Origin of the sequence: Mesorhizobium sp. BAC0120, assembly GCF_033542235.1 — a bacterium.
In the GTDB taxonomy this organism is placed as follows: Bacteria; Pseudomonadota; Alphaproteobacteria; order Rhizobiales; family Rhizobiaceae; genus JAWRCU01.
The window spans coordinates 320,736-346,358 of record NZ_JAWRCU010000002.1 but is presented as its reverse complement, the minus strand read 5'-3'; the positions used below and the strand labels follow the sequence as shown (position 1 = coordinate 346,358).

Annotated in this window: 23 protein-coding genes; 3 read left to right on the top strand and 20 right to left on the bottom strand. The window is 63.3% G+C overall.

All coding sequences use genetic code 11. From position 1 onward, the window contains the following. Window positions 1-9: 9 nt before the first annotated feature. Complete coding sequence (locus tag SAZ10_RS05110; RefSeq protein ID WP_318608098.1) at window positions 10-147, top strand: hypothetical protein; 138 nt, start codon at window positions 10-12, stop codon at window positions 145-147. A gap of 729 nt (window positions 148-876) precedes the next feature. Here SAZ10_RS05110 and SAZ10_RS05105 read toward each other — a convergent pair. From SAZ10_RS05105 to SAZ10_RS05060, 10 genes are all read right to left on the bottom strand, one after another. Then, a complete protein-coding gene (locus SAZ10_RS05105; RefSeq protein ID WP_318608097.1) occupies window positions 877-2,322 on the bottom strand; it encodes an FAD-dependent oxidoreductase in 1,446 nt (481 codons plus the stop codon). 24 nt (window positions 2,323-2,346) lie between these two features. Next, window positions 2,347-3,492, bottom strand: coding sequence for an FAD-binding oxidoreductase (locus SAZ10_RS05100; protein WP_318608096.1), 1,146 nt, complete (start codon window positions 3,490-3,492; stop codon window positions 2,347-2,349). A gap of 3 nt (window positions 3,493-3,495) precedes the next feature. Beyond that, window positions 3,496-4,935: an FAD-dependent oxidoreductase gene (locus tag SAZ10_RS05095; protein ID WP_318608095.1), complete on the bottom strand. Its 1,440-nt coding sequence runs from the start codon at window positions 4,933-4,935 to the stop codon at window positions 3,496-3,498. Beyond that, window positions 4,932-5,228 (bottom strand): (2Fe-2S)-binding protein, encoded by a 297-nt coding sequence (locus SAZ10_RS05090; RefSeq protein ID WP_318608094.1) that lies wholly within the window; start codon window positions 5,226-5,228, stop codon window positions 4,932-4,934. The genes SAZ10_RS05095 and SAZ10_RS05090 overlap by 4 nt, the downstream gene beginning before the upstream one ends. Continuing rightward, a complete protein-coding gene (locus tag SAZ10_RS05085; protein ID WP_318608093.1) occupies window positions 5,209-6,327 on the bottom strand; it encodes an FAD-dependent oxidoreductase in 1,119 nt (372 codons plus the stop codon). Before SAZ10_RS05085 ends, SAZ10_RS05090 begins: the two co-directional genes overlap by 20 nt. After that, window positions 6,324-7,160, bottom strand: a complete 837-nt coding sequence (locus tag SAZ10_RS05080) for an ABC transporter permease (RefSeq protein ID WP_318608092.1) — start codon at window positions 7,158-7,160, stop codon at window positions 6,324-6,326. Before SAZ10_RS05080 ends, SAZ10_RS05085 begins: the two co-directional genes overlap by 4 nt. After that, window positions 7,160-8,041 (bottom strand): ABC transporter permease, encoded by an 882-nt coding sequence (locus tag SAZ10_RS05075; protein ID WP_318608091.1) that lies wholly within the window; start codon window positions 8,039-8,041, stop codon window positions 7,160-7,162. The genes SAZ10_RS05080 and SAZ10_RS05075 overlap by 1 nt, the downstream gene beginning before the upstream one ends. Window positions 8,042-8,044: 3 nt before the next feature. After that, entirely contained in the window at window positions 8,045-9,124 is a 1,080-nt protein-coding gene (locus SAZ10_RS05070) for an ABC transporter ATP-binding protein (protein ID WP_318608090.1), read from the bottom strand. Between the two features lie 103 nt (window positions 9,125-9,227). Beyond that, window positions 9,228-10,190: an ABC transporter substrate-binding protein gene (locus SAZ10_RS05065; protein ID WP_318608089.1), complete on the bottom strand. Its 963-nt coding sequence runs from the start codon at window positions 10,188-10,190 to the stop codon at window positions 9,228-9,230. Window positions 10,191-10,309: 119 nt separating this feature from the next. Continuing rightward, window positions 10,310-11,209 (bottom strand): acetamidase/formamidase family protein, encoded by a 900-nt coding sequence (locus tag SAZ10_RS05060; protein WP_318608088.1) that lies wholly within the window; start codon window positions 11,207-11,209, stop codon window positions 10,310-10,312. Between the two features lie 117 nt (window positions 11,210-11,326). On the opposite strand from SAZ10_RS05060, the gene SAZ10_RS05055 reads away from it, so the two are divergent. Further along, window positions 11,327-12,226: a LysR substrate-binding domain-containing protein gene (locus SAZ10_RS05055; RefSeq protein WP_318608087.1), complete on the top strand. Its 900-nt coding sequence runs from the start codon at window positions 11,327-11,329 to the stop codon at window positions 12,224-12,226. A 58-nt stretch (window positions 12,227-12,284) separates the two neighbouring features. On the opposite strand, the gene SAZ10_RS05050 is transcribed toward SAZ10_RS05055, so the two are convergent. The 4 genes from SAZ10_RS05050 to SAZ10_RS05035 form a co-directional block, all read right to left on the bottom strand. Beyond that, complete coding sequence (locus SAZ10_RS05050; protein ID WP_318608086.1) at window positions 12,285-15,251, bottom strand: bifunctional [glutamine synthetase] adenylyltransferase/[glutamine synthetase]-adenylyl-L-tyrosine phosphorylase; 2,967 nt, start codon at window positions 15,249-15,251, stop codon at window positions 12,285-12,287. Further along, window positions 15,248-16,690 (bottom strand): HAMP domain-containing sensor histidine kinase, encoded by a 1,443-nt coding sequence (locus tag SAZ10_RS05045; RefSeq protein ID WP_318608085.1) that lies wholly within the window; start codon window positions 16,688-16,690, stop codon window positions 15,248-15,250. Before SAZ10_RS05045 ends, SAZ10_RS05050 begins: the two co-directional genes overlap by 4 nt. A gap of 3 nt (window positions 16,691-16,693) precedes the next feature. Next, the gene (locus SAZ10_RS05040) at window positions 16,694-17,368 is read right to left on the bottom strand and encodes a response regulator transcription factor (RefSeq protein WP_318608084.1); all 675 of its coding nucleotides are present in this window, start codon (window positions 17,366-17,368) and stop codon (window positions 16,694-16,696) included. A 203-nt stretch (window positions 17,369-17,571) separates the two neighbouring features. Continuing rightward, window positions 17,572-19,098 carry a Do family serine endopeptidase gene (locus SAZ10_RS05035; protein WP_318608083.1) on the bottom strand — a complete coding sequence of 509 codons (1,527 nt, stop codon included), beginning with the start codon at window positions 19,096-19,098 and terminating at the stop codon, window positions 17,572-17,574. Window positions 19,099-19,311: 213 nt separating this feature from the next. Between SAZ10_RS05035 and SAZ10_RS05030 the strand changes: the two genes are divergently transcribed. After that, a complete protein-coding gene (locus SAZ10_RS05030; RefSeq protein ID WP_318608082.1) occupies window positions 19,312-20,526 on the top strand; it encodes an adenylate/guanylate cyclase domain-containing protein in 1,215 nt (404 codons plus the stop codon). Here the strand turns inward: SAZ10_RS05030 and SAZ10_RS05025 are convergent. The 6 genes from SAZ10_RS05025 to SAZ10_RS05000 all read right to left on the bottom strand — a co-directional run bounded on the left by SAZ10_RS05025 (window position 20,523) and on the right by SAZ10_RS05000 (window position 25,544). After that, window positions 20,523-21,011 carry a cytochrome c-type biogenesis protein gene (locus tag SAZ10_RS05025; RefSeq protein ID WP_318608081.1) on the bottom strand — a complete coding sequence of 163 codons (489 nt, stop codon included), beginning with the start codon at window positions 21,009-21,011 and terminating at the stop codon, window positions 20,523-20,525. The genes SAZ10_RS05030 and SAZ10_RS05025 overlap by 4 nt on opposite strands. Continuing rightward, on the bottom strand, window positions 21,008-22,993 hold the full coding sequence (locus SAZ10_RS05020; protein ID WP_318608080.1) for a heme lyase CcmF/NrfE family subunit: 1,986 nt from the start codon (window positions 22,991-22,993) through the stop codon (window positions 21,008-21,010). Before SAZ10_RS05020 ends, SAZ10_RS05025 begins: the two co-directional genes overlap by 4 nt. An 18-nt stretch (window positions 22,994-23,011) precedes the next feature. Next, window positions 23,012-23,446 (bottom strand): cytochrome c maturation protein CcmE, encoded by a 435-nt coding sequence (ccmE, locus tag SAZ10_RS05015; protein ID WP_318608079.1) that lies wholly within the window; start codon window positions 23,444-23,446, stop codon window positions 23,012-23,014. A 10-nt stretch (window positions 23,447-23,456) separates the two neighbouring features. Next, the gene (ccmI, locus tag SAZ10_RS05010; protein ID WP_318608078.1) at window positions 23,457-24,602 is read right to left on the bottom strand and encodes a c-type cytochrome biogenesis protein CcmI; all 1,146 of its coding nucleotides are present in this window, start codon (window positions 24,600-24,602) and stop codon (window positions 23,457-23,459) included. An 82-nt stretch (window positions 24,603-24,684) separates the two neighbouring features. Beyond that, complete coding sequence (locus SAZ10_RS05005; RefSeq protein ID WP_318608077.1) at window positions 24,685-25,143, bottom strand: hypothetical protein; 459 nt, start codon at window positions 25,141-25,143, stop codon at window positions 24,685-24,687. 209 nt (window positions 25,144-25,352) lie between these two features. Further along, window positions 25,353-25,544 carry a hypothetical protein gene (locus tag SAZ10_RS05000; RefSeq protein ID WP_318608076.1) on the bottom strand — a complete coding sequence of 64 codons (192 nt, stop codon included), beginning with the start codon at window positions 25,542-25,544 and terminating at the stop codon, window positions 25,353-25,355. Between the last annotated feature and the right edge of the window lie 79 nt (window positions 25,545-25,623).

Genomic DNA, 25,623 nt, shown 5'->3' with positions numbered 1-25,623 from the left:
GATGGCTGCGTGGTCATCCCGCAGGCCATTGAAAATCAGGTGCTCACGGCAGCCTACGACAAGCTCAAAGGCGAGAACCACAACAAGGAGGCACTGATGGCGGGGCGCAAGCTGTCCGAGGTTTTCACCGAATTTGGCGTGCTCTGAGGAAGACAAGATGATCGTCGATTGCCACGTCAATCTCTGAAGGCCCGTGTTCTCCAGGCCGATACCGGCACGGACCTCGATTCCTCGACGGCTCAAGCGGCGATTACGTCCCCAGAGCCAGCCACTAACTAGGAGGCGCGGCGCCGCGGGTTATAGAAGTGGCACCAACCGTTCGGGCTTATCTCGCCAGCCACGATTTCGCAGGCGTTGGGCCGCAGGAAATGGACGCATCCGGCGCAGCGTTGGCCCTGACGGGGCGACGTCTGATATCCCGCCAGCAATTTTGGCGTTAGGCCGCCGCGCGCTCCAGACTGGGTTGTCATGCAGGAGGAAGCAAGGCCACCTGCAGCGGCGATCGCAGCGCCGGTCATAGATAGCCTTAGAAATGCTCGCCGGGACAGCGTTCCGTTGGGGGCGTGTTCTCTCGACGCACGTTCCAAGTCGTCGCATTCCTGGTTGGGCATGGCACATCCTCCCGGAGATGATTGCCATTGCCGGACAAAGATCCGCCTGGCTGTTCCCGTTGGCAGCTGGAATCCGGCTGAGCGGACAAACGCTCCAAATTTGCCGAAGTTCCGGCCTTGTATTTCGCCGCTAGCTGTTGGCCACACGCCCCATCGGCACGTGTTGTGCTTCGGCTGGTCTTTTCTGCGGTCCGCATGAGCTCAAGTATACCGCGCGAAGCGGCGAGTTCTTCTGGGCATCTGCCGGGATTGATGCCGCGGGCTCTCAACGCGTTCCAATGCGCATGCCAAGGACGCGAGGCAAGCTGGCGGTCACTCGTGCAATCGTCGAAGGGCTTTGCTCTCGTTCCTCGGCTTCCTCGCAAGCGATGATAGCGCGGCGAATCGCGCTGCCGCCAATGAAGCGGAACGGCTCCGGTGGAAGAGTCGGCACGTCGCGGGTACAGAGCGGCAGTGTCCCCCAGAAATCCCGCTCGCCGAGGACGAGCGATGCCAGGCACTGCCCGCCCATGTAGGTCGGGTTCACGCCATGGCCGGAATAGCCGCAGCCAAAGTGAATGCGCGTTCCCGGGATTGTGCGGAAGAAAGGCAGCCGGTCGGCGGACACGTCGATCGCGCCGCCCCAGCTCTTCGCAACTTTGACCGATGCAAGTCCGGGCAGAAGCCGCCGCAGCCCTCGTTCGGCGCGGCCGGCGCTGGCTAAATCCTCGCGCAAGCGCCGCGAGGACGTGTCGCCGCCATAGCTGATCGGGCCGGAGCCGCTGCCCATAAGGACGCGACCGTCGGGCGTCTTGCGGAAGTAGTGGACGAACATTCTAAGATCGGCGATCCCCTCGTCGCCCGTCCAGCTCATAGCGGCGACTTGTTCCGGCGCCGGCTCGGTCATCAAGGCGTAGCTCGAGAACACACTGACATGCGGACGAACCTCTGGTGTCGCTGCCAGATCCACATTGGTGGCAAGCACTACCTCGCGTGCGATGACCTCGCCGGCCGGCACGCGGATGCGGTTCGGGCTTCCTTTGTCGAGCGCCACCATCGGCGTATGCTCGAACACCTGCACGCCGGTATCGATCGCGGCGCGGCGTAGCGCGCGCGCCATGCGGGCCGGATGCAGATTGGCGCCTTCCGGAAGGAAGACGCCCGCCCGGAACACAGGAGACCTGCAGCGCGCCGCAACTTCGGCAGGGTTCAGCGGCTGTGCCGAGTCGGGCTCGTCGAGGCGGCGTGCCTCATTAACCATCAGGCTGACTTTGGGGTCCTGCGCGGGTGAGGCGGAAATCCGCAGATTGCCGCTGTCGCGCCACCAGACGTCGCGGCCTGGTGCCGTCGCAAAGGCGCGGATGGCGTCCTGCGCCCGCGTGCCGGCGCGCGCGACAGCAACAGCTGCGTCGTCCCCGATGGCCTTCGCCATGCCAGCCAGTCCAGCCCAGTAGCCATGGACCTTACCCCCGTTCTTGCCGCTGGCACCCGAGCCGCATAGCGATGCTTCGATGAGGGCAATGGAAAGCGAGGGGCGGCGCTCCTTTAGGGCAAGCGCCGTCCAGAGGCCGGTATAGCCACCGCCAACGATGGCGACATCGACTGCGAGCGTGCCATTCAACGCCGCCGCCGGCTCAGCCCCTTTCTCGGCAGCGATGGCTTCGGCGAACCACCAGGACGGATCGGCAGGGGCGACAGTCGGTCGATCGGACAAGGTGACATCTCGAGCCATGATGCATCTCGTGAGACTGCGCGCTCAGATGCCCGCGGAATAGCCGGGCCGACTTCCGGCCTCGGACGCGTTGAAACGTCGGATGGAGAAAGCATCGATCGGCAGTTCGGTCGTTCCGTCGATGATCAAGTCGGCGACGATAGATCCGACAATGGGGCCGAGCTGGAAACCATGCGCGGAGAACCCGAAGGCGTGAAACAGGCCGGTTTCAGCCTGACTCGGGCCGATCACCGGAATGCCGTCGCTCATGCGCCCTTCTATTCCGGCCCAAGCGCGTATGATGCGGGCACCGCGCATCACCGGGAATAGGTCGTAGACGGTCTTGGCGTTGCGTGAAAGCTTCCGGAAGTCGAGATCCGTGCGATTGACGTCCGGATGAGCACGCCCCTCGTAGCCGCCCCCAATGAGCACGGTGCCGTTGGCGAACTGCTTGAACGACAGCGGCGCGACGGCCGCACTGATCACCTGAGACAGGAACGGCGCCACGCGCTCGCTGATCATCAGCATGGGGGCGACGGCCTGCATCTCCACGCGCTCACCGACCTGGGCGGCGACCGCCGCCCCCCAGGCGCCTGCCGTATTGACCACCACAGGCGCTTCGAACCGGTCGCCTTGGGCAGTTTCCACAGCCCAAACAGAACTTGTGCGGCGAAGTGCGGTCACGCGAGTTTCCTCGGCAACGCCGACGCCAAGTCGTCTCATCTGCCGGCGGAAGGCTTGGACCGTGTGGAAGGGCAGCGCCGCCCCGTCGCGACGCGAGATCAGGGCGCCGACACAGTGGCCGGCAAGGGCCGGGACGAGCCCGCGCAATTCGCTCGCGCCGATCAGCTCCTCATGGTCGAAGCCAGCGGCGACGATCGTGTCACGGCGGGCCTTGAGCTGTTCCAATTCCGCGTCGTTTTCTGCAACGAACAGATGGCCCTGCGCAACAAAGCCGCAATCGTCGTCAAGCAGGTCCTCGATGCGCTCCCACAGGCGCATGGCCGCGATGCTGAGCGGGATCTCGGGAAGTGCCCGAAATATCTGACGCACGCCGCCGGCATTCACGCCAGACGCATGGCGACCGATCGTATCCTTCTCGATGAGCTGGACCGAGACGCCACGCCGCGCAAGATGGAAGGCGGCGGAACAGCCGTGAATGCCACCGCCAATGACGATGACGTCAGCCACATGTCACCCGCGCACGACGGCACGCACGTCGTCGTCGTCGTGCGGGAGCGTGGCAATTTCTGCCAGGGTAACCGGCTTTATGGGGAAGCGCAGGCGATAGTAGCCCACCTCTGATGGGGAGACGTTGCGCTCGGCAGCAATCATCTCCGTGACAGTCAGGCCGCAGAGCCGGCCCTGGCATGGTCCCATGCCACAACGGAGATAGGATTTGAGCTGGTTCGGCCCGACCTCGCCGAAGTCGGCGACGATTTCGGTGACCTGCCGGCCGGTTATCTCCTCGCAGCGGCACACTATTGCGTCGGGCGACGCGCGGCGGAAGGTGTCGGGCGGCTGGAACATCAAATCGAGGAGGCGGCGGCCGCGGGCGTAGCGAGACAGTTCGCGACGTGCGGGCAATGCCCTCTCGTCGCGCTCGGCTTCGCTGATCCGGCCGAGCCTCGCGGCAGCATCCAGGCCGCAAAGCCGTCCGAAGCCGGCGGCAGCTTCCGCTCCGCTGATGCCGGCGCCGTCGCCGGCGATGGAGATACCGGGCACGCTACTGCGCCCCCAGCTATCTGTAACAGGTTTCCAGCACAGCTGGACACGGTCCCAGGCCAGGTCGCACCCTGCCGCGCTCGCCATGTTGACGTTGGGCGCAATACCCTGATGCAAGAACAGACCTTCGACGTTGATCGTCTCGGTTTTGCCCCTTCCTACGCGATAGGCAACGCTGCGCAGATGGCCCTCGCCGAGCGCCCGCAACTCGGTGACGCCGCCAATGACGCGCACTTTCCTGCGAACAGACCGCATGAGACGCAGGCCCTTCAGCAGGTAAGGCGAGGCCAGGAATGCGGGCAGCGCGCCGACGACGCTGGAGCGCGTTGCCAGCAATGTCGTGTCCAGGATGGCGAGCGGCGGCGCCTCGGCCGCGATCAATTGAGAGGCGAGCAGCCACAGCAGCGGCCCAGTGCCGGCCAGCACGAAAGGCCCCTGCGGTACCATCCCCGAACTCTTCAGAAGCCCCTGCGCCGCGCCGGCGGTCAGGACGCCAGGCAGAGTCCAGCCGAGGATGGGAAACGGGCGCTCGAGCGCACCGGTGGCAAGCAGGATCCGTCGCGCGCCGATGATGCGGCTCATGCCATCTTTCGATACGCCGATCTCGAGGTCGCGGGACGCCATCCAGACCGTCGCGCCGGAAAGATAGGAAGCCGTGCTGCCCAGCATTCCCGACAGCAGCGAGTCGCCGCGTTCGTAATCTCTGCCCAGTATCTGCCGCCGAGAAGCCGGCGCCGCGCCCAGCCCGCGATATATCTGCCCCCCGGGCTCCGGGTTCTCGTCCAGAACCAGAACGTGCAGCCCGCATTCAGCGGCAGCCGCGGCTGCGGCAAGACCAGCAGGACCCGCGCCGATGATGGCGAGATCGCAGCTTGCCGGCAGGTCGTCCACGCTCGCCAGCCGCTTCACGGGGTCACCTTCCGGCGTCCCGCGCCCGTCTCAACCTTCATGCCTTCGGCGATCGGGACGAGGCAGGCCTGGCGATTGGCAATGCCGTCGATTTCGACCAGGCATTCGAAGCAGACGCCCATCATGCAATAGGGGCCGCGGGGCTCGCCCGAGACAGCACTGTTGCGGCATGCTGCATAACCGGCTTCGAGCAGGAGCGCCGCTACGCTGTCCCCCTCGCGGCCCACACACACGCCGCCGTCGATCGTCAGAGACACCCACCCTTGGTAGGTCTCAGGCAGCCTTCGGAACATGCAGTCTCCCTGCGTGAAATGCTTGAGCTTCCTCTGGCAGCGTGCCGCGCGCGATATGCGGAGCCAGCACCGCCGCATGGACGGCAGCCAGCGTCACGCCGCTATGGCATGTGGCGAGAAAGGCTCCCGGATGTGTCTTTGACTGGTCGTAGATTGGAAAGCCATCCGGGCTGAGCACCCTCAGGCATGCCCACATGCGCACGATGTTGAGATCCGCGATGGCCGGAAACATGCGGATGGCACGATCCGCCATGACGCCCATGATGCCGCTGTTGATGTCTTCGGACAAACCGGCCTCCTCTTGGGAGTCACCTATCATCACGCTGCCTTCGTCGGTCTGGCGGACGGTCTGGACGGGCATTTTCAGGAAAGGCGCCGCCTTTTCAGTGACGATGATGTTGCCGCGCTGCGGGCGGACCGGGGCCGAGAGACCCACCATCGGCGCCAGCCGCGCGTTGTCGAGCCCGGCGGTGAGGACAATGCGCTTCGCTCTGACTTCGCCGCCTCCATCGATCGACAGCGAGAAGCCGCCAGCATGGCTGATGCGTGCCACTCTGCTGCCGGGCCGATAATCTACTCCTGCGGCAATCAACGCTTTGTGCATTGCCCTGTAGAGGCGCAGCGCGTTCACGTGGCCATCAAGCGGTGAATAAGTGCCCCCGACGATAGCAGGGCCCGCACCTGGCAGTCGTCTGCGGACCTCATCTCCATCGAGAACAGAATAGGGATAGGGTTTGACCCCAGGCTGGCCATTAACGCCCTCAGCGACGGCAATGAGGCGCTCCATCTCGATATCCGAGAGTGCGAGGTGGAACCCGCCATCCTGCTGAAGCGAGACATCTATTCCAGTTTCGTTTAGCAGCCCCGCCGCATATGCCGGCCAAAGCTCGACCGATCGGCGCGTCCAGTTGGCATAGGCGGGCATATTGATGCCCTTGCTCTGCAGCCACACCAGCGCGAAGTTGCCGCGCGAGGCGCGATAAGCGACATCGCCTTCATCGAGCACGCAAACGCTTAGACCCTCGCGTGCCATTCCGCGGGCGAGAGCGGCGCCGACAAGCCCGCCGCCGATGACTGCAAAGTCGAAGAAGGCGCTCACGAGCCGCTCCGCTTCATAATCTGGTCGATCTTGACCGTTCGCACGAGGAGCAGCAGCACGATCAGCGTAACGATGACCAGGCCAGACGAGATGGCGGTCAACATCGGATCAAGAGGCGACCATTCGAGCGCTGTGTAGATCGCGACCGGCAGCGTTACCGCCTTCGGCGTGTTGAGGAACAGCGAGATTTCAAGACTGCCGAACGACATCATGAAGGAGAAACCCCAGCCGGCCGCCATGCTCCAGGCTATCAACGGTAGCGTGATCAGCCTGCGCGCTCGCCATGGGGAGGCCCCGAGGCTGCGGGCCGCCATCTCCAGCACCGGGTTGACGCCAGCGACGCCAACCAGCAGTAGCGATACGGCAAAGGGCGTCGCCACAACCACATGCGCGGCGAACAGACCGAAGGCCGTGCCGCCGAAGCCCATCCGCGTATAGGCGATGAGAAAAGCCAGCCCGACAAAGATCGAAGGAAGCATGACCGGAGTCAGCACGAATGCCTGCAGCAGGATATTGAGGCGTGTCGGAAAGCGGTGCAGAGCAAGCGCCACCAAAACGCCAAGCATGATCGCCACGGTCGCCGAAATACAGGCTATGACCAGGCTGAGCAGCAGCGCCTGAAGGTAGGCCGGCTGCGAGAAAATCGCAGCATACCATTTCAGGCTCAACCCCTGTGGCGGGAACGATACGTAATTGCCGGCCGTCAGCGAGCCCAGCGTGATTGCAACGATTGGCGCAACCAGAAAGCCCGAGAGCAGCAGGACGTAAGCGCCGAGCGCGCTTCGCTTGAGCCTCTCAATCGCGCGGTTGGCGCTGTTCGCACGCTCACTCATCAGGCTGCCCCCGCACGACGGAGCGTCGCGCTCCTGCGCGTATGTGTGTAGAGCCGCACGGCTGCCACTATCCCGAGCGTGCTGGCGAGCAGGATGACCGCCATGGCTGCGGCAAACGGCCAATTCAGCAATCCGGAGCTCTGCTGATAGATGAGGTAGGATAGCACCTTGCGACGCGGCCCGCCGATCAGCACCGGCGTAGCATAGGCACTCATGCTCAATGAGAATACAAGCAGACACCCTGTGCGCAGGCCGGGCAAGGTGAGCGGAAACGTTACTTTTCGAAATGTCGTCCAGGATGTGGCGCCAAGACTGCGCGCCGCCTTCCACAGATTGGCGTCGATGGCCTGCATGGAGGCCGCAATTGAAAGCGCCATGAACACCAGCAGGACATGCGTCAAGCCGATGACGATGCCTGTATCAGTGTACATCAGCTGCAGTGGCGTGGACGTCAGTCCGAGATTCATGGCGACGTCGTTCACCAATCCTCTTGGTCCGAGCAGGATCAGCCAGCCATAGGAAACCACGATGCTGCTGGTAACCAGCGGAAGCACCAGGACGATCAGCAGCCCGGTCTGCCGCCAACCCTTGCTGATCAAAAGATATATCGCGAGAGGATAGGCGAGAATGGCGGTGGCGATGGTCGTCGCGACGCTGATCGCAACGGTGCGGCCGAGAATGCCGAGATAATAACTATCGGTCAGGAAAGTGAAAAAATATCCAGGGTCGACCGCCGGAATAATGCCGACGGCCGGATCGAAGCGGCTAAGGCTCAACCAGAAAAGCTGGACAACAGGCACGACATAGAAAATCGCGAACAAGACCAACGGGACCAGCGCCAGCGCCAGCCAACTCCTCAGCAATGTCGCGTCGGCCCGCATAGCCTAGTTCTCGGTCGGGAAAGCGAAGGCGTCAGACACGCTCCACACGAGCTTTATCGCCGCGCCAGCTTGAATATCGGGAAGGCTGCTGTCCTGCGTCCAGACAATAAACATCGCGCCGTTGGAGAGCCGCACATGAAACTCGGTGCGGTGGCCCAAGAACAGCACGCGCTCCATGATCGCGGCCACGACATTCTGGCAGGGTTGCAGGGAATCGTCCTGGGCCAGGCGGACGCGCTGCGGTCGAACTAGAACTTCGGCCGTTGCGCCAATGCCTAGCCCATGGTTCTTGGCGCGAATGCGGCCCACCCCGGCTATGTCGATCTCGGCGGTGCCTCCGTCGATCGACATCACTTTCCCTGAAAACGTGTTGCTGTCGCCTATGAAACGCGCCGCAAACAGGCTCGCCGGCGTGTCATAGATCTCGCTCGGCGTGCCGATCTGCTGGATTTGCCCGGATCGCATCACGACGATGCGATCGGCTATTGCCATGGCCTCTTCCTGGTCATGGGTGACCATGACCGTGGCGATCGGCAGGTTCGCCAGCAATTCAAGGAGCTCGGCGCGCATCTCTTGACGCAGCCTCGCATCGAGATTGCTGAACGGTTCGTCAAGCAGCAGCAAATTGGGCTTGATCACCACGGCGCGCGCAAATGCGATGCGCTGCTGTTCGCCGCCAGACAGCATGGCCGGCAGCTTCTGCGCTGCATGGGCAAGCTGCACGCGCTCCAGCGCGGCCGTCACCTGCTGCTTGATTTCTGTGGCAGCAACGTTGCGCATTCTCAGCCCGAACGCCACGTTCTCGAAAACAGTCATATGCGGGAAGAGCGCATAGTTCTGGAACATGATCCCGATGTTGCGCTTCTCGGGGGCAAAGCCCAACAGGCTGCGCCCGGCGAGCCCCACTTCGCCGCTCTCCGGCGTGACGAAACCCGCTACGACCTGCAAGGTGGTGGTTTTCCCGCAGCCCGACGGGCCGAGCAAGCAGATGCGCTCGCGCTCCGCTACGCTGAAGGACACGCCCTTTAGCGCGTGGAAATCGCCATAGCGGACTTTTAGATCATGGATGTTGAGATAGCTCATCGTCACAATTTCGATGCGGCGGCTCCGTCGGCCGCTTATTGCGACCGACGGATAAGCTTAGAGCAATGCCTGCAGGGGGCCGCGCGACAAGCAGCCTAGCAGCTCAGCGCTCGATCTCGCGATTCCAGCGATCCGTCCATTCGGCGCGCTTTTCATTGATGATCGCCCAATCGAGTTGCACCAGGCTCTTCGCCGCATCTGCGCCATATGTGACATTGGCGGCCTTTTCCGGCGGCAGGACAACTTCGCTGTTCACCGGGCCGAAGCCGATCTTTTCGCCGACAACCTGTTGCGCCTCCTTGCCCACCAGATAGTTTAGGAAAGCATCGGCGAGATCGGCATTGGGTGCGTTCTTGACGACGTTGGCGGTGGCGAAAAGCGCAGGTGCGCCCTCGGCCGGATAGACGAATTCCATCGGGAAGCCGGTCTTGGTCCGATAGCCGTTGGCCTCGCCATTCGTCCAGACTCCAGCCCAGGCATCGGCCTGCTGGAAAAATGGGCTGAGGTCAGCCGTGGTATCGAAAGTCGGAACGTTTTCGGCGACTTCCTTCATCTTGGCAAAGCCCGGATCCATGTTGTCGAGATCCCCGCCATTGGCCTTGGCCAGCATGATCAGCAGGTCGAGGCCGTAGGTCGACGTAACCGTGTCAGCGATGACATGGCCTTTGAGCTCCGGCCGCGCCAGATCGTTCCAGGACTTCGGCGGCTCCAGGTTCGCCTTCTTGTAAGCCTCCGGATTATATACGATCCCGACGCCGAACATGGCCCAGCCAATGCCGATGTTGTCGGGCATTTTGGCAACGTCATAAACCTTGGCGAGATTCGGCATCTTCGACGGATCGGTTGCCTGCAGCAGCCCCATTGCCTTGGCTTGCTCACGCGGGCCATCGTCAAGACATGCGACGTCGATCTGCGGATTGTCCTTTTGCGCCTGGAGTTTGGATATGGTCGCCAGCGACACTCCAGGCAGGTAGGAGACCTTGACGTTGAATTCCTTCTCGAACGCCGGGAGGATATCGCCCTCGACATATTCCTGGATGCCGGCGGCATAGCACGCGATCGTCATCTGCCGGGGTTCCTGCGTAAATGCAGTCGCTGCTGTAAAGCCCAGGCCACAAAGGGCGATGGCTGTAGTAGTTGCCAGGTGGATGCGGATGCTCATGGTTGTTGACCCCTCTTTTCTTTCTAATCGATGCTAGGCAGGTACTTCTTGTCTATGGCCATTCGCACCGTCATCAATGGATCGACTACCTGGCTGATGCGCAGGTCGCCGACCAGACTGCTGAGCATGTAGGCCTCCTCCCAGCAGCTGCCCCGGACGCGGGAAATGGCTGCGATCATGTCTTCGTTGGCGAGGCCGCAGGCTTGTTCGACGGTCTCGGCGCTGGCCACGAACTGCCATTCGGTAGCCGTCTCGATCACGGGGCGCGGCAGGCGCTTACCTTTGATGATCTCGAATCGGGCGAAGACATTGATCGGCACACCGACCCCTGTTCCGCAGACCTCGCCGTCGCCCATAACGGCCTTGGCGTCGCCCATGGCGATCAGTCCGCCGGCCCTGTTGACCGGAAAATGGACGCGCGCACCGGCCCGGATCGCTGTCGTGTCCATGTTGCCGCCATGGTCGAAAGGGATCACGGTGTTGTACCGGCCCTCGGCGGGCGCCACGCCGATCGTGCCGATGCAGGGATCAAGCGGGATCCGGAGTTCGTCAAAATGGACGTGACCATCACGTATGGCGACGATCTTGGTCTTGGCTTCCTTGATCTTCTTCTGCAGCAGGCCGAAATTCGGAATCAGCAGCACGTATCCCCAGTCCTGCGGGATTTGGATGTCCTTGATGTCGATGACCAGCCGGTCTCCAGGTTCGGCACCCTCGACATGGATCGGACCGACCGCATCATTCACGTGGTCGTAGTCGACCGCCTGGTAGCGATCCGTTTCCGTCCTGATCTGTCCGTGCACGCCGTCAGGGCAGCGGATTTCGACCAGTTCGCCCGGCTTTACCCGCCATTTGCCCTGCATAGAGGCGTCGAAATGATAGATGACGTGCTCAGAGGTGATGATGGTGTCCGGGTGATGCATGATTATTTGCGCTGGCAGCAGGCGGGCTGATTTCGGACCAAATCAGATACTGCTGGCTCATTACCGTCAAATTCATTATGCGAGCGAGTTCATAACCAGACCTTATGTGAGCCGGCCATGAAACCGCGACAGATCGAGGCGTTCCGGGCGGTAATCGAAGCCGGCAGCGTCACGGCGGCCGCCGAACGGTTGCGCATTTCGCAACCCGCGGTCAGCAAGCTGATCATGGAGCTGGAGCACTCCACGAAGCTGACTTTGTTCGCGCGCGACAAGCGGCGTGTCATACCCACACCGGAGGCGCGATTGCTGTTCGAGGAGATCGATCGCGTGTTCCACAGCATGGACCGCATCGAGCGCTTCGCTGACGATCTGCGCGAGAAGCGGGCGGGGCATGTGCGGCTCGGCTGCCTCCCCAGCCTTGGACTGCGCGTGGTCCCGGACCTCGTGGCACGCCTCTCGCTGGAACGCCCAGACGTTCATCTGACCGTGCATGTACGCACTTCCGCAAAGATCGCCGATTGGGTGCTCAGCCAGCAGATCGACCTCGGTATTTCGCTGCTGCGGATGGATCACCCGTCGGTCAAGGTCGAGCCGCTGACGCGTGCCAACGCGGTCTGCATCCTGCCGCCGGGACATCCAGTGGCCGCCAAGTCCACCATCACGCCCGAGGATCTGACTGACGTGCCATTCATTGGGCTTGGCCGCGAAGATCGCGCCGAACAGATGGTCAGCCGCGTCTTCGACCATCGCGGCGTGCCGCGCCGTGTGCAACTGGAGACCAATCTGTCGGCCGTCGCGTGCCGTCTTGTGTCATCTGGCGCCGGCGTTTCGATCGTCGACCCTTTCACCGCGGCCGAATTCCCGTCATCTGATATCGTGATCCGTCCGTTCCGCCCAGCAATCGGCTTCGAAATGTGGCTCCTATATCCGTCGCACCGCCCTCGCTCGCGACTGATTGAAGAGTTTGTGGGAGAACTGCGCGAGACGATTGCCGAGAAGAGTTCGCGCTTCGTTTAGCAAGATCGCGGTTGGCGGTTCTCCGCTCCGATTCGTCCGATCGCGGCGACCACTTCCCTCACCCTCGCTCCGCACGAAAGAGAAGGTCGAAGTTCTTCCGCACCTTTTTCTCCGTCTCCTTGAGATGCGCCTCCAGGACGGAGAATTCCGGCAGGTCGGCCGCCCTGATGAGCAGGTCCGAGAGCCCCGGCGGTACACTCTCGCGTTCAAACGGCCCGGTCAGGCAGAGCCGTATCATCTGCGTCAAAGACGAATAGAGCGCGTAGCCTTCGCAAAGCTCCTGCCGCGCCTGCGGGGAAGCAAGGTCAGGCGACAGATGCGCAAGAACATCGGCGGTCGAGGTCGACCGCGACCCGAGCATGACACCGCCTGTCAGCATCGCCACCTGGGCGATGAATTCGAGGTCGATCAGGCCGCCGGGCGTGAGCTTCAGGTCCCAGAAGTCACGCGGCGGCTTCTCCTCCTCCAGCACCACGCGCATTTCCACCGCATCGGCAATGACCTTCGATCTTTCGTGCGGCAGAGCCAGTATGTCATCGATCTCGGCGGCGATGGTCTTCGCGAACCCTGCATCACCGGCGACCACGCGGGCACGCGTCAGCGCCATATGCTCCCATGTCCAGGCGTCACTGCGCTGGTATTTGCTGAAGGCCCCGAAATGCGTAGCGACCGGGCCCTTGTTGCCAGAGGGCCGCAGCCTGAGATCGAGCTCGTAGAGGACGCCTTCGGCGGTCGGCGCCGAGACGGCCGCGATCAGCCGCTGGGTCAGCCGCGCGAAATAATGCGAGGGCGCAAGCCGCTTCGCTCCATCGGACTCATCGACCGTCTCGTCATGATCGTAGAGAAGGATCAGGTCGACGTCGGAGCCGGCGGTCAGCTCGCGGCTGCCGAGCTTGCCCATGCCAAGGATCGCCACCTTCGCGCCTGGCACCCGACCATGCCGCAGCGCGAACTCGTCCGTCACGGTATCGAGCGCGGCGCCGATCGTGATATCGGCGAGGTCCGAAAATGCCCTCCCCGCCCGAGTGGCGTCGATGCCACCGGTGAGCAGGCGCACGCCGATCAGGAATTTGTGCTCTGCATTGAAGATGCGCAGCTGGTCGAGCGTTTCCTCATAGTTCCCCGCTGAGGCGAGGAAGGTCTCCAGCCGGGCGGACAGATAGGCCTTGTCCGGAAGCTCCGACAACAAGGCCGGATCGAGCAGGCCGTCGAAGACATGCGGGCGACGCGTGATAATGTCGGCGAGTCGCGGCGCCGCGCCCATGATGGTCGCGAGCAGTTTCAGCAGTCCAGGGTTGGACTGTAGCAACGAGAACAGCTGCACGCCGGCCGGCAGGCCTTGCAGAAAGGCATCGAAGCGGATCAGCGCCTTATCGGCCCGGCGCGTCTCGCCGAAGGCCCTGAGCAGCGCCGGGGTTAGCTCCGTCAGGCGCTCCCGCGCCTCGGCCGAGCGCGTCGCGCGATAGCGGCCGAAATGCCAGCCGCGGATAACGCGACAGATATCGCTCGGCCGCTTGAAGCCGAGCGTCCTCAGCGTCTCCAGTGTGTCCGGATCGTCGACATCGCCGGTGAAAACAAGATTACCGACCCCGGCGGAGAGCTGCGGCGCCGTCTCGAACAGCGCTGCGTAATGCTTCTCGACCGTGTTGAGCGACTTGCGGAAAGCCGTGGCGAACTCCTCCGCATCGGCAAAGCCCAGCATATGCGCAATCCGGGCGAGGCCCTCGTCGTCCTCGGGCAGCAGATGGGTCTGCTCGTCGGCGACCATCTGCACGGCATGCTCGACCCGACGCAGAAACCAGTATTGCTCGATCAGCGCATCGCAGACCTCGGTGGTGATCCACTGATGGGCGGCGAGAGCCCTCAGCATCGCCACCGTCTCGCGGCCACGCAGATCCGGGAAGCGGCCGCCGGCAATGAGTTGCTGGGTCTGGACGAAGAATTCGATCTCGCGGATGCCGCCGCGACCGAGCTTGACGTTGTGGCCCCTGACCGCGATCTCACCATGCCCCTTATGCGCATGGATCTGCCGCTTGATCGAATGCACGTCGGCGATTGCCGCGTAGTCCATGTATTTGCGCCAGACATAGGGCCTGAGCTCGGCAAGGAAGACTTCGCCTGCTTCAGTGTCGCCAGCGACAGGTCGCGCCTTGATCATGGCGGCACGCTCCCAGTTCTGGCCCCTCCCCTCATAGTAGAGGAGAGCGGCGCCGACCGGGATTGCCAGAGGCGTAGAGCCGGGATCGGGCCTCAGCCTGAGGTCTGTCCGAAAAACATAGCCGTCGCCGGTACGGTCCTGGAGAATGCGTACCAGCCGACGCGCCAGGCGAGAGAACAACTCCGTGCCGTCCTGCGGATCCAGGATCGCCGGTGCTTCGGGATCGTAGAACAGGATCAGGTCGATATCCGAGGAGAAGTTCAGCTCATGGGCGCCGAGCTTGCCCATGCCGAGCACGATCCAGCCGGAGCCATTCGAGGGATTCGTCGGGTCGGCAAGCTCGAGCTTGCCTTGCGCATGGGAGTCCCTGAGCAGAAAGTTCACCGCGGCGCCGACGCAAGCGTCAGCCAGCGCGGAGAGCCGGCGTACCGTCGCCTCGGTATCGGATTCGCCCCCAAGCTCTCCGAGGGCGATCAGGAAATGGGCTTCCGACTTCAGCGCGCGCAATTCTGCCATCAACGCTGTCTCGCCAACACCTTCCCTGAATGCCGCAGCGGCGATTGCCTCGTTGATCTGAGAAAGCCGCTCGGGGATGGTGCTGTCCAGAAGCCGCTCGAGCACTTCAGGGCGACGCCGTGCGTAGTCGCGCATAAAATCGGACAGGTCGAAAACGGCTCCCAGGAAGTCGCGCACCGGCCCAGCTTCCGAGAGCAAGGCGGCTAGCCGCGGCAAGCCACTTTCGCCAGCAATGCCGACGATCTCGGCGACCTCGGCCTCAGCTTGCCCGCTGTCGAGCGCAACGAGCCGACGCGGCGTCCATGACCAGCCAGGTTTCCCTCCGGTCCGTGCCGCGCTCGCCGGCTTCATGATTCACCCCTTGCCTCGTGGAACACCATGGAGACAGTAAGGCCCGGATCGCCGGAGACAAGGTCCAGCCGCCCGCCATGGAATTTCATGACGGCCTTGGCGAGGCTCAAGCCCAGGCCCGAACCCGGCTGCGAACGGCTTTTCTCCAACCGAACGAAACGCTCGGTTGCGCGCTCGCGGTCCTGTGGATCGGGGATGCCAGGGCCATTGTCGCTGACGGACAGCACGGCATCGTTGCCCCTTCTCGCCAGCGCGACCTTGACCAACGGGTTTTCGCTGGCCCCCGCCGAATATTTGATGGCGTTGTCGACAATATTGGAGAGTGCCTGGCCAATCAGCTCGCGGTTTCCTGTCACGATATGCGCAGCATCGATAGTCGTTTCCAGCGTGACACCCACCTCGTCGGCCGCCGGCTCGTAAAGCTCCGCCACGTCCCGGACGGCTTCTGCCAGATCGACTTTGACGACCTGTTCGGCCGAATAGCCTGCTTCGAGGCGCGAGATCATCAGAATCGCGTTGAAGGTGCGGATCAGCTGATCGGATTCGGCGATCATGCTCTCGAGCGCCGCGCGATATTCGGTGGGGCTCGGTGCGGAATTCAGAGTTGCTTCGGCGCGGTTTCGCAACCTGGTCAATGGCGTCTTCAGGTCGTGTGCGATGTTGTCGGAGACCTGCTTCAGCCCCTCGTTGAGGTCCCCTATCCTTGCCAGCATGACGTTGAGGTTCTCCGACAGCCGGTCGAACTCGTCGCCTGCACCGCTAACCGGCAGTCGGCCCGAAAGGTCGCCGCCCATGATTCTCAAGCTCGCAGCCGAAACGTCGTCGATGCGCTTCAGCGCACGCCGCCCCACGAAGAACCAGATGGCCAGCGCGCCAAGTCCCATCATGCCGAAGGCCGCCATCAGCGCATTACGCACGACGACACGAAAGCGCTCCGGTTCGCCGAGGTCACGACCGACCAGCACTATCATCTGGTTGGGCAGCCGGAACACCAAGGCAATGGCCGCATGCGATTGCAAGGGCGCAACCTGCGTTCGCTGCAGCAGCCCACCGCGCCCAGCGGTCTCGCCATAGCGGGTATAGGTGAAGGGTCGGGTCGTCCAACCATCGGTCGCCAGCACGCCGGGCTCGAGGCTCTGGACGTTGCCGGCCAGGATACGGCCGTCGGAATCGGCGATCAAATAGAGGTTTGCGCCGGGTTGACGTGAACGCAGCTCGATGTAGCGGGCAAGCAGGGGCAGGCCGCCCCGCTCATATGCGCGGGCAAGGTCCTGCACCTCCTCGTTGATGGTATCCATCGTCTGCGCGGTCAGCATGCGCACGGACAAGGACGTCATGTAGATGACGAGCACCACGGCGCAGACCGCAAAGAGAAGGAGGTAGAGCGCGGAGAGCCGCGCGGCCGTCGTCTTCAGGATGGCCGAAAGCCTACGCTGCAAGTCTCACCCGGCCTTGAGCATGTAGCCCGCACCGCGCACCGTATGCAGGACCGGGCCGTCGAAACCCTTCTCGATCTTGGCGCGCAGGCGCGAGACATGCACGTCGATGACATTGGTCTGCGGATCGAAGTGATAGTCCCACACATTTTCGAGGAGCATCGTGCGCGTGACCACCTGCCCGGCGTGGCGCATCAGATATTCCAGCAGGCGGAACTCGCGCGGCTGCAGCACGATTTCTCGGCCTCCACGCCTTACCACATGCGACAGGCGGTCGAGTTCGAGATCGCCGACACGGTAGACGGTCTCGACCTCCTTGGCGCTGGCCCGGCGGTTGAGCACCTCGACGCGAGCAAGCAGCTCGGAGAAAGCATAAGGCTTGGTAAGATAGTCATCGCCGCCCGCCCTCAAACCGGTCACGCGGTCGTCTACCGCACCGAGGGCCGAGAGGATCAGTGCAGGCGTAGTGTTGCCGCGTGAGCGCAAGCCGGCAATCAGCGAGAGGCCGTCGCGCCTCGGCAGCATGCGGTCGACCACGAGCACATCATAGTCGCCGCTGTCGGCGAGCAGGAACCCGCTTTCGCCATCGGCAGCGACATGGGCAGTATGGCCTGCCTCGGCGAATGCCTTCTGGAGATACTCCGCGGCCTCCCGATCATCTTCTACGAGAAGAATCTTCATAGGAGCCTTATACGCGGAATCGGCTGTCTGTGCTGGCTCTGTTAGCATGGATTCCCGCCGTCTGCCGAAGACAGTGCGGCAGCAGGACATAGAACCTGCTGCCGCGGGAGCCGGGCACGGGTACCGACAACGTGTCCGGTTCCATCACGACCCGTGCTTCCAGCCTTGAGAGCGGTCGGCCGGAAGCCGGGAATAGGACCTTTTCAGCCTTTCGCGACCGGCAGCGCGACAAAGCGATTGCTATTGTCGCGCGTAATCTGGACGAGTACGGCCTTCTTGCCGGCCTTAGCCGCTTCGGAGACCGCCTTGTTGAAGTCGCTGGCGCCGGTGACCTCAGTCGAGTTCACCGCCGTGATCACGTCGCCGGCCTGGATGCCGCGGTCGTCGGCCGAGCTGCCGGGGTCGACATCTGTTACGACAATACCCTTGCCGTCCTCGGACTGGGTAACGGTCAAGCCGAAGTCGTTGAGCGTATCGCTTTCATGCTGATTCTTAGGCTGCTCAACCGAAGCCTGCTTCTGGTCGGGCTTCAGCTCGCCGAGCGTCAGCTTAACGTCCTGGGACTTGCCGTCACGCCAGAGCGTGATGTTGACCTCCTTGCCCGGAGCTGTTTCGCCGATGATGCGAGCAAGCTCGCGCGGGCCGTCGACTTTCTTGCCGTCGACCCTGGTGATCACGTCACCCGCCTTGATGCCGGCCTTCTTGCCCGGGCTGTCGTCCTGGGCGTTGGCGACCAGCGCGCCCTTGCTGCCGGCGGCAAGGCCGAGCGAATCGGCGATCTCGTCGTTGACGGGCTGGATCTCGACGCCGAGCCAGCCGCGGTTGACCGTGCCGCTCGTCATCAGATCGTGCACGACTTCCTTGGCCGTCGAGGCGGGAATCGCGAAGGCGATGCCGACGCTGCCGCCCGAGGGCGAGAAGATCGCGGTGTTGATGCCGACGACCTCGCCGCTCAGGTTGAAGTCCGGACCACCGGAGTTGCCGTGGTTCACGGCCGCATCGATCTGAAGGAAGTCGTCATACGGACCTGCGCCGATGTCGCGGCCGCGAGCCGAAACGATGCCTGCCGTCACGGTGCCGCCGAGGCCGAAGGGGTTGCCGACCGCGACCACCCAGTCGCCGACGCGCACCTTCGAATCATCGGCGAAGTTCACATAGGTGAACTTCTGGCCCTTGCCGTCGACCTTCAACACAGCGACGTCGGTCTTCGGATCGGTTCCGACCAGCTTGGCATCGAGCTCCTTGCCGTCATCGGTCACAACGGTGAAATCCGTGCCGCCGTCGACGACGTGATTGTTGGTGACGAGATAGCCGTCCTCTGAGATGAAGAAGCCCGAACCCTGGGCAACCGGCCGCGGCTTGGCATCGCGCTGACCACGACGCTGCGGGCCGTTCTCATTGCGGAACTCGCGGAAAAAGCGCTTCAGCGGATGATCATCCGGAAGCTGGTCGAATCCTTGCGGGCCCTGGAAGTCGAAGAACTGGCCGTTATCGGAAGCCGGCTCGGCCTTGGATTTCACGCGCACGCTGACGACTGCAGGGGAGACCTTCTCGACGACATCGGCGAAGCCGGGGACCTGCTGCCCCTCTACCTTGACCGCATCGGCAAGCACTGGGGCCGTACCAGACGCAACCGCGCCAAAGCCGATCGCGCCCGCAATCGCGATCGAAGCCGCAGCCGCTAAAAGGCGGGTCCGCGTCTTCGAACCGGAGTTTGCTGGAACATTCATGTGTCAAATCCTCTTCTGAAGGGATGCCTCAGGAGCCTGCATCCTCGAAAGGAGAGATAGTTCTCACCACATTACGCAGCCATTTCCACCGGATGAAACTTTCGTAATGTTTTCAGCCTGAAGCCGCACCATCGGCCGACTTTCGCAGGGTAATCTCGACGACGGAACTTTTTCTTCCATCGCATGCTGCCTACATTGCGGATGGAGCGCAACGTGACCAATCTCGTGGAAACAAAACCTCTGATGGATATAGGAGGTCCCTCAGCCGTTCAGGCCGGGATCACTGGTTGGCTGATCGGACCAGCTCGGCGGAACCTTCCGCCCGAGGAGATCGTCAAGGGGCTGATCGACCGCCTCGTCGAGGCAGGGATTCCACTGTTGCGAGTGCGGATCGGCCAACGGGTTTCCAACCCCATGATCGGTGCCTGGGGGGTGGTCTGGACCCGCGGCGGGGGAGCTGAGCTTTACACGGTGCCACGCGGCGTGCTGGCGACAGACTCCTTTCGCGGCAGCCCGTTCGAGCATGTCATCAATACGAGGAGCACCTTTCATCACTCGCTGAAGCACCTGGTTCCCGGTCGCGATCACAGCGTTCTTTTCGAGCAGGCCGAAGCCGGCGGCACGGATTATCTCGCACTCCCTATCGAATACGGCGATGCATCGGTGCAAAGCGCCGCCTTCACTACCGATCGCCCCGGCGGCTTCACCGACGAAGAGATCGTCCTCATCGAAGCGATCGCGCCTGCGATTGCCGCCGCATTGGAACCGGCTGCGATGCGCCATTCCATGGAAAGCCTGCTGGAAGTCTATCTCGGCAGCGGCCCCGCCAGCCGTGTCGTCAACGGAGCCTTCCAGCGCGGACAGACCACGGAGACCGAGGCGGCCGTCCTCGTCACCGACCTGCGTGATTTCACCGGCCTCTCGGAACGACTGGCACCCGATGTGCTTCTTGACAGGCTTGGCAGCTATTTCGAGACCGTGGTCGACGCCGTGCGCGCGGAAGGCGGCGACGTGCTGAAATTCATCGGCGACGGCGTGCTTGCGGCATTCCCTGCCGAAGCGGTCGGCAGGCGGGAGGCATGCCTGCGGGCTGTGCGCAGTATTGCCCGCGCTTTCGAGCGGCCCACAGTGGCTGGAACCCCTTTCGTGGCCGCGCTGCATGTCGGCCCCGTGGTCTATGGGAACATCGGAAGCCTTGACCGGCTGGACTTCACCGTGGTCGGGCCGACGGTCAACTATGTCAGCCGCCTCGAAATCATCGCCAAGCAGCTCGACAGATCCGCCGTCTGCTCGCAAGACGTCGCCTTGGTTCTGCCGAAGGGTATGATCCACGACCTCGGCATGCACGCGCTCAAGGGAATTGCCGAGCCGCAGCGTGTTTTCGAGCTCGCGACTGGCGAAGTCGGCCCGCAAGCAGGCAATCGTTAGACGCCGCCGCCCAGCTCCTCTTCTGTCCCTGCGAGAATGCGATCGAGTGCCGCCTGCTCGTCGGCCGATAGTCTCGGCTCGCTGCGCCGCCTGGATCGCGCCGTGAACACCACGAAGATCGCACCCGCGGCAAGCAGGATCCCAGGCGTGCCCCAGAGCAGCGCGTTCTTGAGGCTGAAGGTCGGCTTCAAGAGCACGAACTCGCCGTAGCGCGCGACGATATAGTCGATCACCTGGCTGTCGCTGTCTCCGGCCTTGATGCGCTCGCGCACGAGGACGCGCAGGTCGTGCGCGAGATCGGCATCGGAATCATCGATCGACTGATTCTGGCAGACCATGCAGCGCAGCTCTTCCGAGATCGTCCGCGCCCGCGCCTCCTGCGCGGGATCAGGAAGCATCTCGCTCGGCAGCACGGCAAAGGCGGGCCGCGCAAACATCAAGCTGCCGAGCAGCGCCAGGAGGGCCGCGATGCGCCAACCCGTCATTCTGCGGGGACCCTGGCCCTTGCGGCAATCGCTCGCCGGCGTGCCGGCGCGCCGACCCGCAGCCTGCGATCCATCAGCGAGACCGCCGCGCCTGCCATCATCACGAGCCCGCCGAGCCAGATCAGCGTCACCAGCGGTTTCCACCAGACGCGTACGACAAGGGAGCCGTCAGCCCCTTTGTCGCCGAGCGAAACATAGAGCTGGCTGAACCCGAAGGTCCGGATGCCGGACTCGGTCGTGGGCATCTGCCTGACCGGATAGAAGCGCTTGGATGACATCACCTCTCCCAATGGATGCCCACTGCGAGACACGGCGAAATGGGCCTGATCCTCGTCGTAGTTCGGACCGTCGAACCTGGTGATGCCGCTGAAATGAAGCGTGTAGCCGGAAAGTTCAATCGTATCGCCGGGCTTAACCGATGTAATCCGTTCGGTCTGCAGCGACAGCGTCGAAGCGATGCCAAGCAGCGTCAAGCCCAGGCCAAGATGCGCAAGCGCTGTACCGAAGACCGAACGCGGCAGGCCGGCAAAACGCCTGAGCGAGACAGAGAAGGGCACGCTACCCAACGCCGACCTGATCGCCAGGTCGGTCAGCGCGCCGAGCACAAGCCAGGCAGCCAGCCCAGCACCGAGGGCCGCGAGCACGGAGGCGCCGTCGACCAGGAGGAGCATTGCCAGCACGGCAAGGATTGCACCACCGAAGGCGAAAAACAGACGCTGAGCCGCTCCATAAAGATCGCCTCGCTTCCAGGCGAGCAGCGGTCCGAATGGCACGACCGCAAGCAGCGGCACCATCAACGGAGCGAATGTCATATTGAAGAAAGGCGCGCCGACCGAGATCTTGTCGCGGGAGACTGCTTCAAGAATGAGCGGGTAAAGTGTTCCGATCAGCACCGTGGCGGCGGCCGTCGTCAGGAACAGATTGTTCAACACCAGCGCGCCCTCGCGGGAGATCGGATGGAACAGGCCGCCGGCCGAAAGCGACGTCGCGCGCAACGCGAAGAGCGCCAGCGATCCACCGATAAAGACAGCGAGGATGACCAGGATGAAGACGCCGCGCGTCGGGTCCGAGGCGAAGGCATGCACTGAGGTCAGCACGCCCGAGCGAACGAGGAAGGTGCCTAGCAATGAGAAGGAGAAGGTCAGGATTGCCAGCAGGATCGTCCAGATCTTCAGCGCCGACCGTTTTTCCATGACGATCGCCGAGTGGAGCAGCGCGGTGCCGGCGAGCCAGGGCATGAATGACGCGTTCTCCACCGGGTCCCAAAACCAGAACCCACCCCAGCCGAGCTCGTAATAGGCCCAATAAGAGCCCATCGCGATGCCGCCGGTGAGAAACATCCAGGCAGCCAGGGTCCACGGCCGGACCCAGCGGGCCCAGGCGGCGTCGATGCGACCCTCGATAAGGGCCGCTACCGCGAAGGAGAAGGAGATCGAAAACCCGACATAGCCAAGATAAAGCATCGGCGGATGCACCGCGAGGCCGATGTCCTGCAGGATCGGGTTGAGGTCACGGCCCTCGAACGGCGCCGGATCGAGTCGCGCAAACGGGTTCGACGTCGTCAGGATGAAGAGCAGGAACGCCGCACCGATCCAGCCTTGCACGGCAAGCACATTGGCGCGCAGCGACTGCGGCAGGTTGCGGCTGAAAACAGCGACGAGCGCCCCGAAAAAGGTGAGAATCAGCACCCACAGAAGCATCGAGCCCTCGTGGTTGCCCCAGGTACCGGTCACCTTGAACAGCATCGGCTTCAGCGAATGCGAATTCTCCCAGACCGTAGTGACGGAGAAGTCCGACCGGACATGGGCTGAGACCAGCACCGCGAAGGCTATCGCGGTCAGCGCAAAGCCGGTAACCGCCACTGGCCCGCCGACCGCCATCATGCGCTCGTCGCCGCGCCGGGTCCCCATCATAGGTACCGTCGACTGAACGAGCGACAGCGCAAATGCCAGAACGAGGGCGAAATGGCCGATTTCAACCATGTGGGCTGTCTCGTCTAGTCATTGGGGCTGCCATACGCCCTTCTCCTTGAGGCTCTCTGCAACCTCCTTGGGCATATAGGTCTCGTCATGCTTGGCAAGAACACTGTCGGCGACGAACACGCCGTCCGGCCCGAACGTGCCCTCGGTGATGACGCCCTGCCCCTCACGGAAGAGATCTGGCAGCAGCCCGGCGAAAACGACCTTCACCGACTTCTGCTTGTCCGTAACGGCGAAGGCGACCTTGGCGCCCTCGCCGCGCACGATCGAGTGCTGCTCGACCAGCCCGCCGAGGCGGATGCGTTGTCCAGGCGCGACGGTCGCCGTTTCCAGGTCGGCCGGCATGTAGAAATAGGACGTCTTCTGACCGAGCGCGGCAAAGGTGAGTGCCGCTGCGAGCGCAAGGAAGCCCATTGCGCCACCGATTACCGCGAGCCTCTTCTGTTTACGGGTCATCGAGACACCATCACTCCGCCTTCGCCAGCCCCAGCGACGAAGCAAACTCCTGCAGCGTCCCCGCCTCCGGCGAAGTCACACCGAGCGCAGCAATGCCGCGAGACAGAGCATCGCGTGCCTCGTCGGATTTGCCCAGCACGACATAAGAACGAATGAGCCGCTGCCAGCCTTCCACGTCGTGCGGGTTCTGTTTCAGCCGCTCGTCGAGCCGGGCGACCATGTTCGCGATCATCGCATTGCGGTCCTCGGCCGACATTTGCGACGCCGCATCGACATCGGCCTGGCCTGGTCCGCTCTGCTGAGGGGCGGCATCGGCGGCAGCGGGCTGCTGCCGATCGGCCTCGGCCAGCGCCCGGTCGACGGCACCGAGCCAGGGCGAATCCGGGGGGAGACCCTGGCGCATGGCCGCCCACGCGCTCTTTGCTTCCTCGATGCGCCCCTGCTGTGCCAGCGCGCTCGCCAGGAAGAATGCGGCTTTCGGATGTTTCGGCTCCAGCTTGAGCGCGCGCTCGAAGGCGGCACTCGCCTCGCGCGTGATCATGCCGCCGCCATCGCCGGTGATCGCCTCGCCAAGGCCTGCCTCACGGTCGGCCGTCGCACCGACAAGCATGATCGCCCGGCGATAGGCGTTAGCCGCATCGGCATATCGTCCCATGCGGAAATAGACAGGCGCCAGCACGTCCCAGCCGCGCCCATCCTCCGGAGAGGCGGCAAGATGCGCTTCCGCCCGCGCCACGAGTTCCTCCAGCGGCGCCTTCGCGGGGTCATTCGACAGACGTGCCGCGAGCGGCTGTGAAGGAAGATCCGGCGAGCCGATGAGGCTGTACATGCCCCAGCTCACCAGCGGCACCGAAAGAATGGCAGCAAAGGCGACCACCTTCGATGCGCGCCAGCCGGACTTGTCCCGCCCCCGCCACGCCCCGTCTTCGGCGGCCTTCAGGATGCGCCGGCCGATCTCGGCCCGCGCCTCCTCGCTCTCGGCCGTCCCGATCAGACCACGCCGCACGTCACGATCGAGTTCGGCCAGCTGATCGCGATAGACTTCGAGGTCGTTCGCAGTCGGGCTCGCCGGCGCCCGACCCTTGCGCAGGAACGGCACCAGCACCGAAAGCACCGCGACGGCGGTGAGCAATATGGCGGTCAGCCAGAACGACATGGCGACCTCAATAGCCCTGCCCTGCCCTCCTGCCAACCGCACCGGGATGCGGCCAATTGCCGGCCCGATTGGTGGGCCGCCGTCAGGTCAGCGGCGTCCAACTCCCGTCGGGGTTGCGGCAAGCCGTGCCCCTCGCGACCTTCGACTGGCCGTTTCGGAAGACAGTCTGCGTGTACTGCCGGCAATCCTGCGAGCCGACACGATACGGCTGCGCCGCAGTCGCCTCGCCGTAAGTTGCCGCGTTGTTGCCTTTCCAGGTGACTGGTTGCCCGGCCTGCGAATATTCCAGCGCCCGGTACTCGGCTTCGAGCCCGCGGGATTTTTCGTCTGCGTCGAGGCCTGCCCCGACCGAGCCGCCGATCAGCCCGCCATGCATCGATTTAATAATTGCTGCCTGGCTACCGCCGGTCCCCAGCGTCTTGCTCAACAGGCCACCCGACTTGGCAGTACCTTGCGCCTCGGTTGCATTCTTTGTCGTACCGCACGCTGTGAGCGTAGCGAGCACCGCGATCAGCGCCGACCTCATCGCAATTCTGATCACCGGATTTCTCTCTGAAGCCAAGGGGTTGAGCTGCGGTTAGGGAGCCATATCTGGCTGAATTTCGACTTAACGCACAGACATGTAATTTAGATGCTTGGCAAGAGCATTGGTTGATCTAGGCCGTGGCGAACAGGGCAATAGGTCCGCAGGGTTGCAAGAGGCACACACTTGCAGCTTGGTGAAATCGCCGGCCTCAACCCGGAGCTGGTCTAGCCGGCAAGCGGAGGTGCAAGATCGGCAGGCAGGATGCGCACGACGGGATCGCGCGCCGGAATGCGCGGCCATGGGCCTTCGTCGAACGCCTTGCGCGCGACGCCCACGGCAAGGTCTATGTCGGCGTTGACGGCCAGCTGGGCGGTGCCGACAAGGCTCCCGTCACACGGCGAGCGAACCTCGATCAACTCCGCGCCGAGCGGATCGACGCGCCGGCCCCCGACGAAGTTCTGCGTGAAGGTCCTCGTGATTGTATTGGTTCCTTTT

What these genes read in the sequence shown, in the direction of transcription:
- SAZ10_RS05105 (WP_318608097.1), bottom strand. Translation starts at nt 2,322, where the DNA reads ATGGCTCGAGATGTCACCTTGTCCGATCGACCGACTGTCGCCCCTGCC.
- SAZ10_RS05090 (WP_318608094.1), bottom strand. Translation starts at nt 5,228, where the DNA reads ATGTTCCGAAGGCTGCCTGAGACCTACCAAGGGTGGGTGTCTCTGACG.
- SAZ10_RS05080 (WP_318608092.1), bottom strand. Translation starts at nt 7,160, where the DNA reads ATGAGTGAGCGTGCGAACAGCGCCAACCGCGCGATTGAGAGGCTCAAG.
- SAZ10_RS05075 (WP_318608091.1), bottom strand. Translation starts at nt 8,041, where the DNA reads ATGCGGGCCGACGCGACATTGCTGAGGAGTTGGCTGGCGCTGGCGCTG.
- SAZ10_RS05070 (WP_318608090.1), bottom strand. Translation starts at nt 9,124, where the DNA reads ATGAGCTATCTCAACATCCATGATCTAAAAGTCCGCTATGGCGATTTC.
- SAZ10_RS05065 (WP_318608089.1), bottom strand. Translation starts at nt 10,190, where the DNA reads ATGACGATCGCGTGCTATGCCGCCGGCATCCAGGAATATGTCGAGGGC.
- SAZ10_RS05060 (WP_318608088.1), bottom strand. Translation starts at nt 11,209, where the DNA reads ATGCATCACCCGGACACCATCATCACCTCTGAGCACGTCATCTATCAT.
- SAZ10_RS05055 (WP_318608087.1), top strand. Translation starts at nt 11,327, where the DNA reads ATGAAACCGCGACAGATCGAGGCGTTCCGGGCGGTAATCGAAGCCGGC.
- SAZ10_RS05050 (WP_318608086.1), bottom strand. Translation starts at nt 15,251, where the DNA reads ATGAAGCCGGCGAGCGCGGCACGGACCGGAGGGAAACCTGGCTGGTCA.
- SAZ10_RS05040 (WP_318608084.1), bottom strand. Translation starts at nt 17,368, where the DNA reads ATGAAGATTCTTCTCGTAGAAGATGATCGGGAGGCCGCGGAGTATCTC.
- SAZ10_RS05035 (WP_318608083.1), bottom strand. Translation starts at nt 19,098, where the DNA reads ATGAATGTTCCAGCAAACTCCGGTTCGAAGACGCGGACCCGCCTTTTA.
- SAZ10_RS05025 (WP_318608081.1), bottom strand. Translation starts at nt 21,011, where the DNA reads ATGACGGGTTGGCGCATCGCGGCCCTCCTGGCGCTGCTCGGCAGCTTG.
- SAZ10_RS05020 (WP_318608080.1), bottom strand. Translation starts at nt 22,993, where the DNA reads ATGGTTGAAATCGGCCATTTCGCCCTCGTTCTGGCATTTGCGCTGTCG.
- ccmE (WP_318608079.1), bottom strand. Translation starts at nt 23,446, where the DNA reads ATGACCCGTAAACAGAAGAGGCTCGCGGTAATCGGTGGCGCAATGGGC.
- ccmI (WP_318608078.1), bottom strand. Translation starts at nt 24,602, where the DNA reads ATGTCGTTCTGGCTGACCGCCATATTGCTCACCGCCGTCGCGGTGCTT.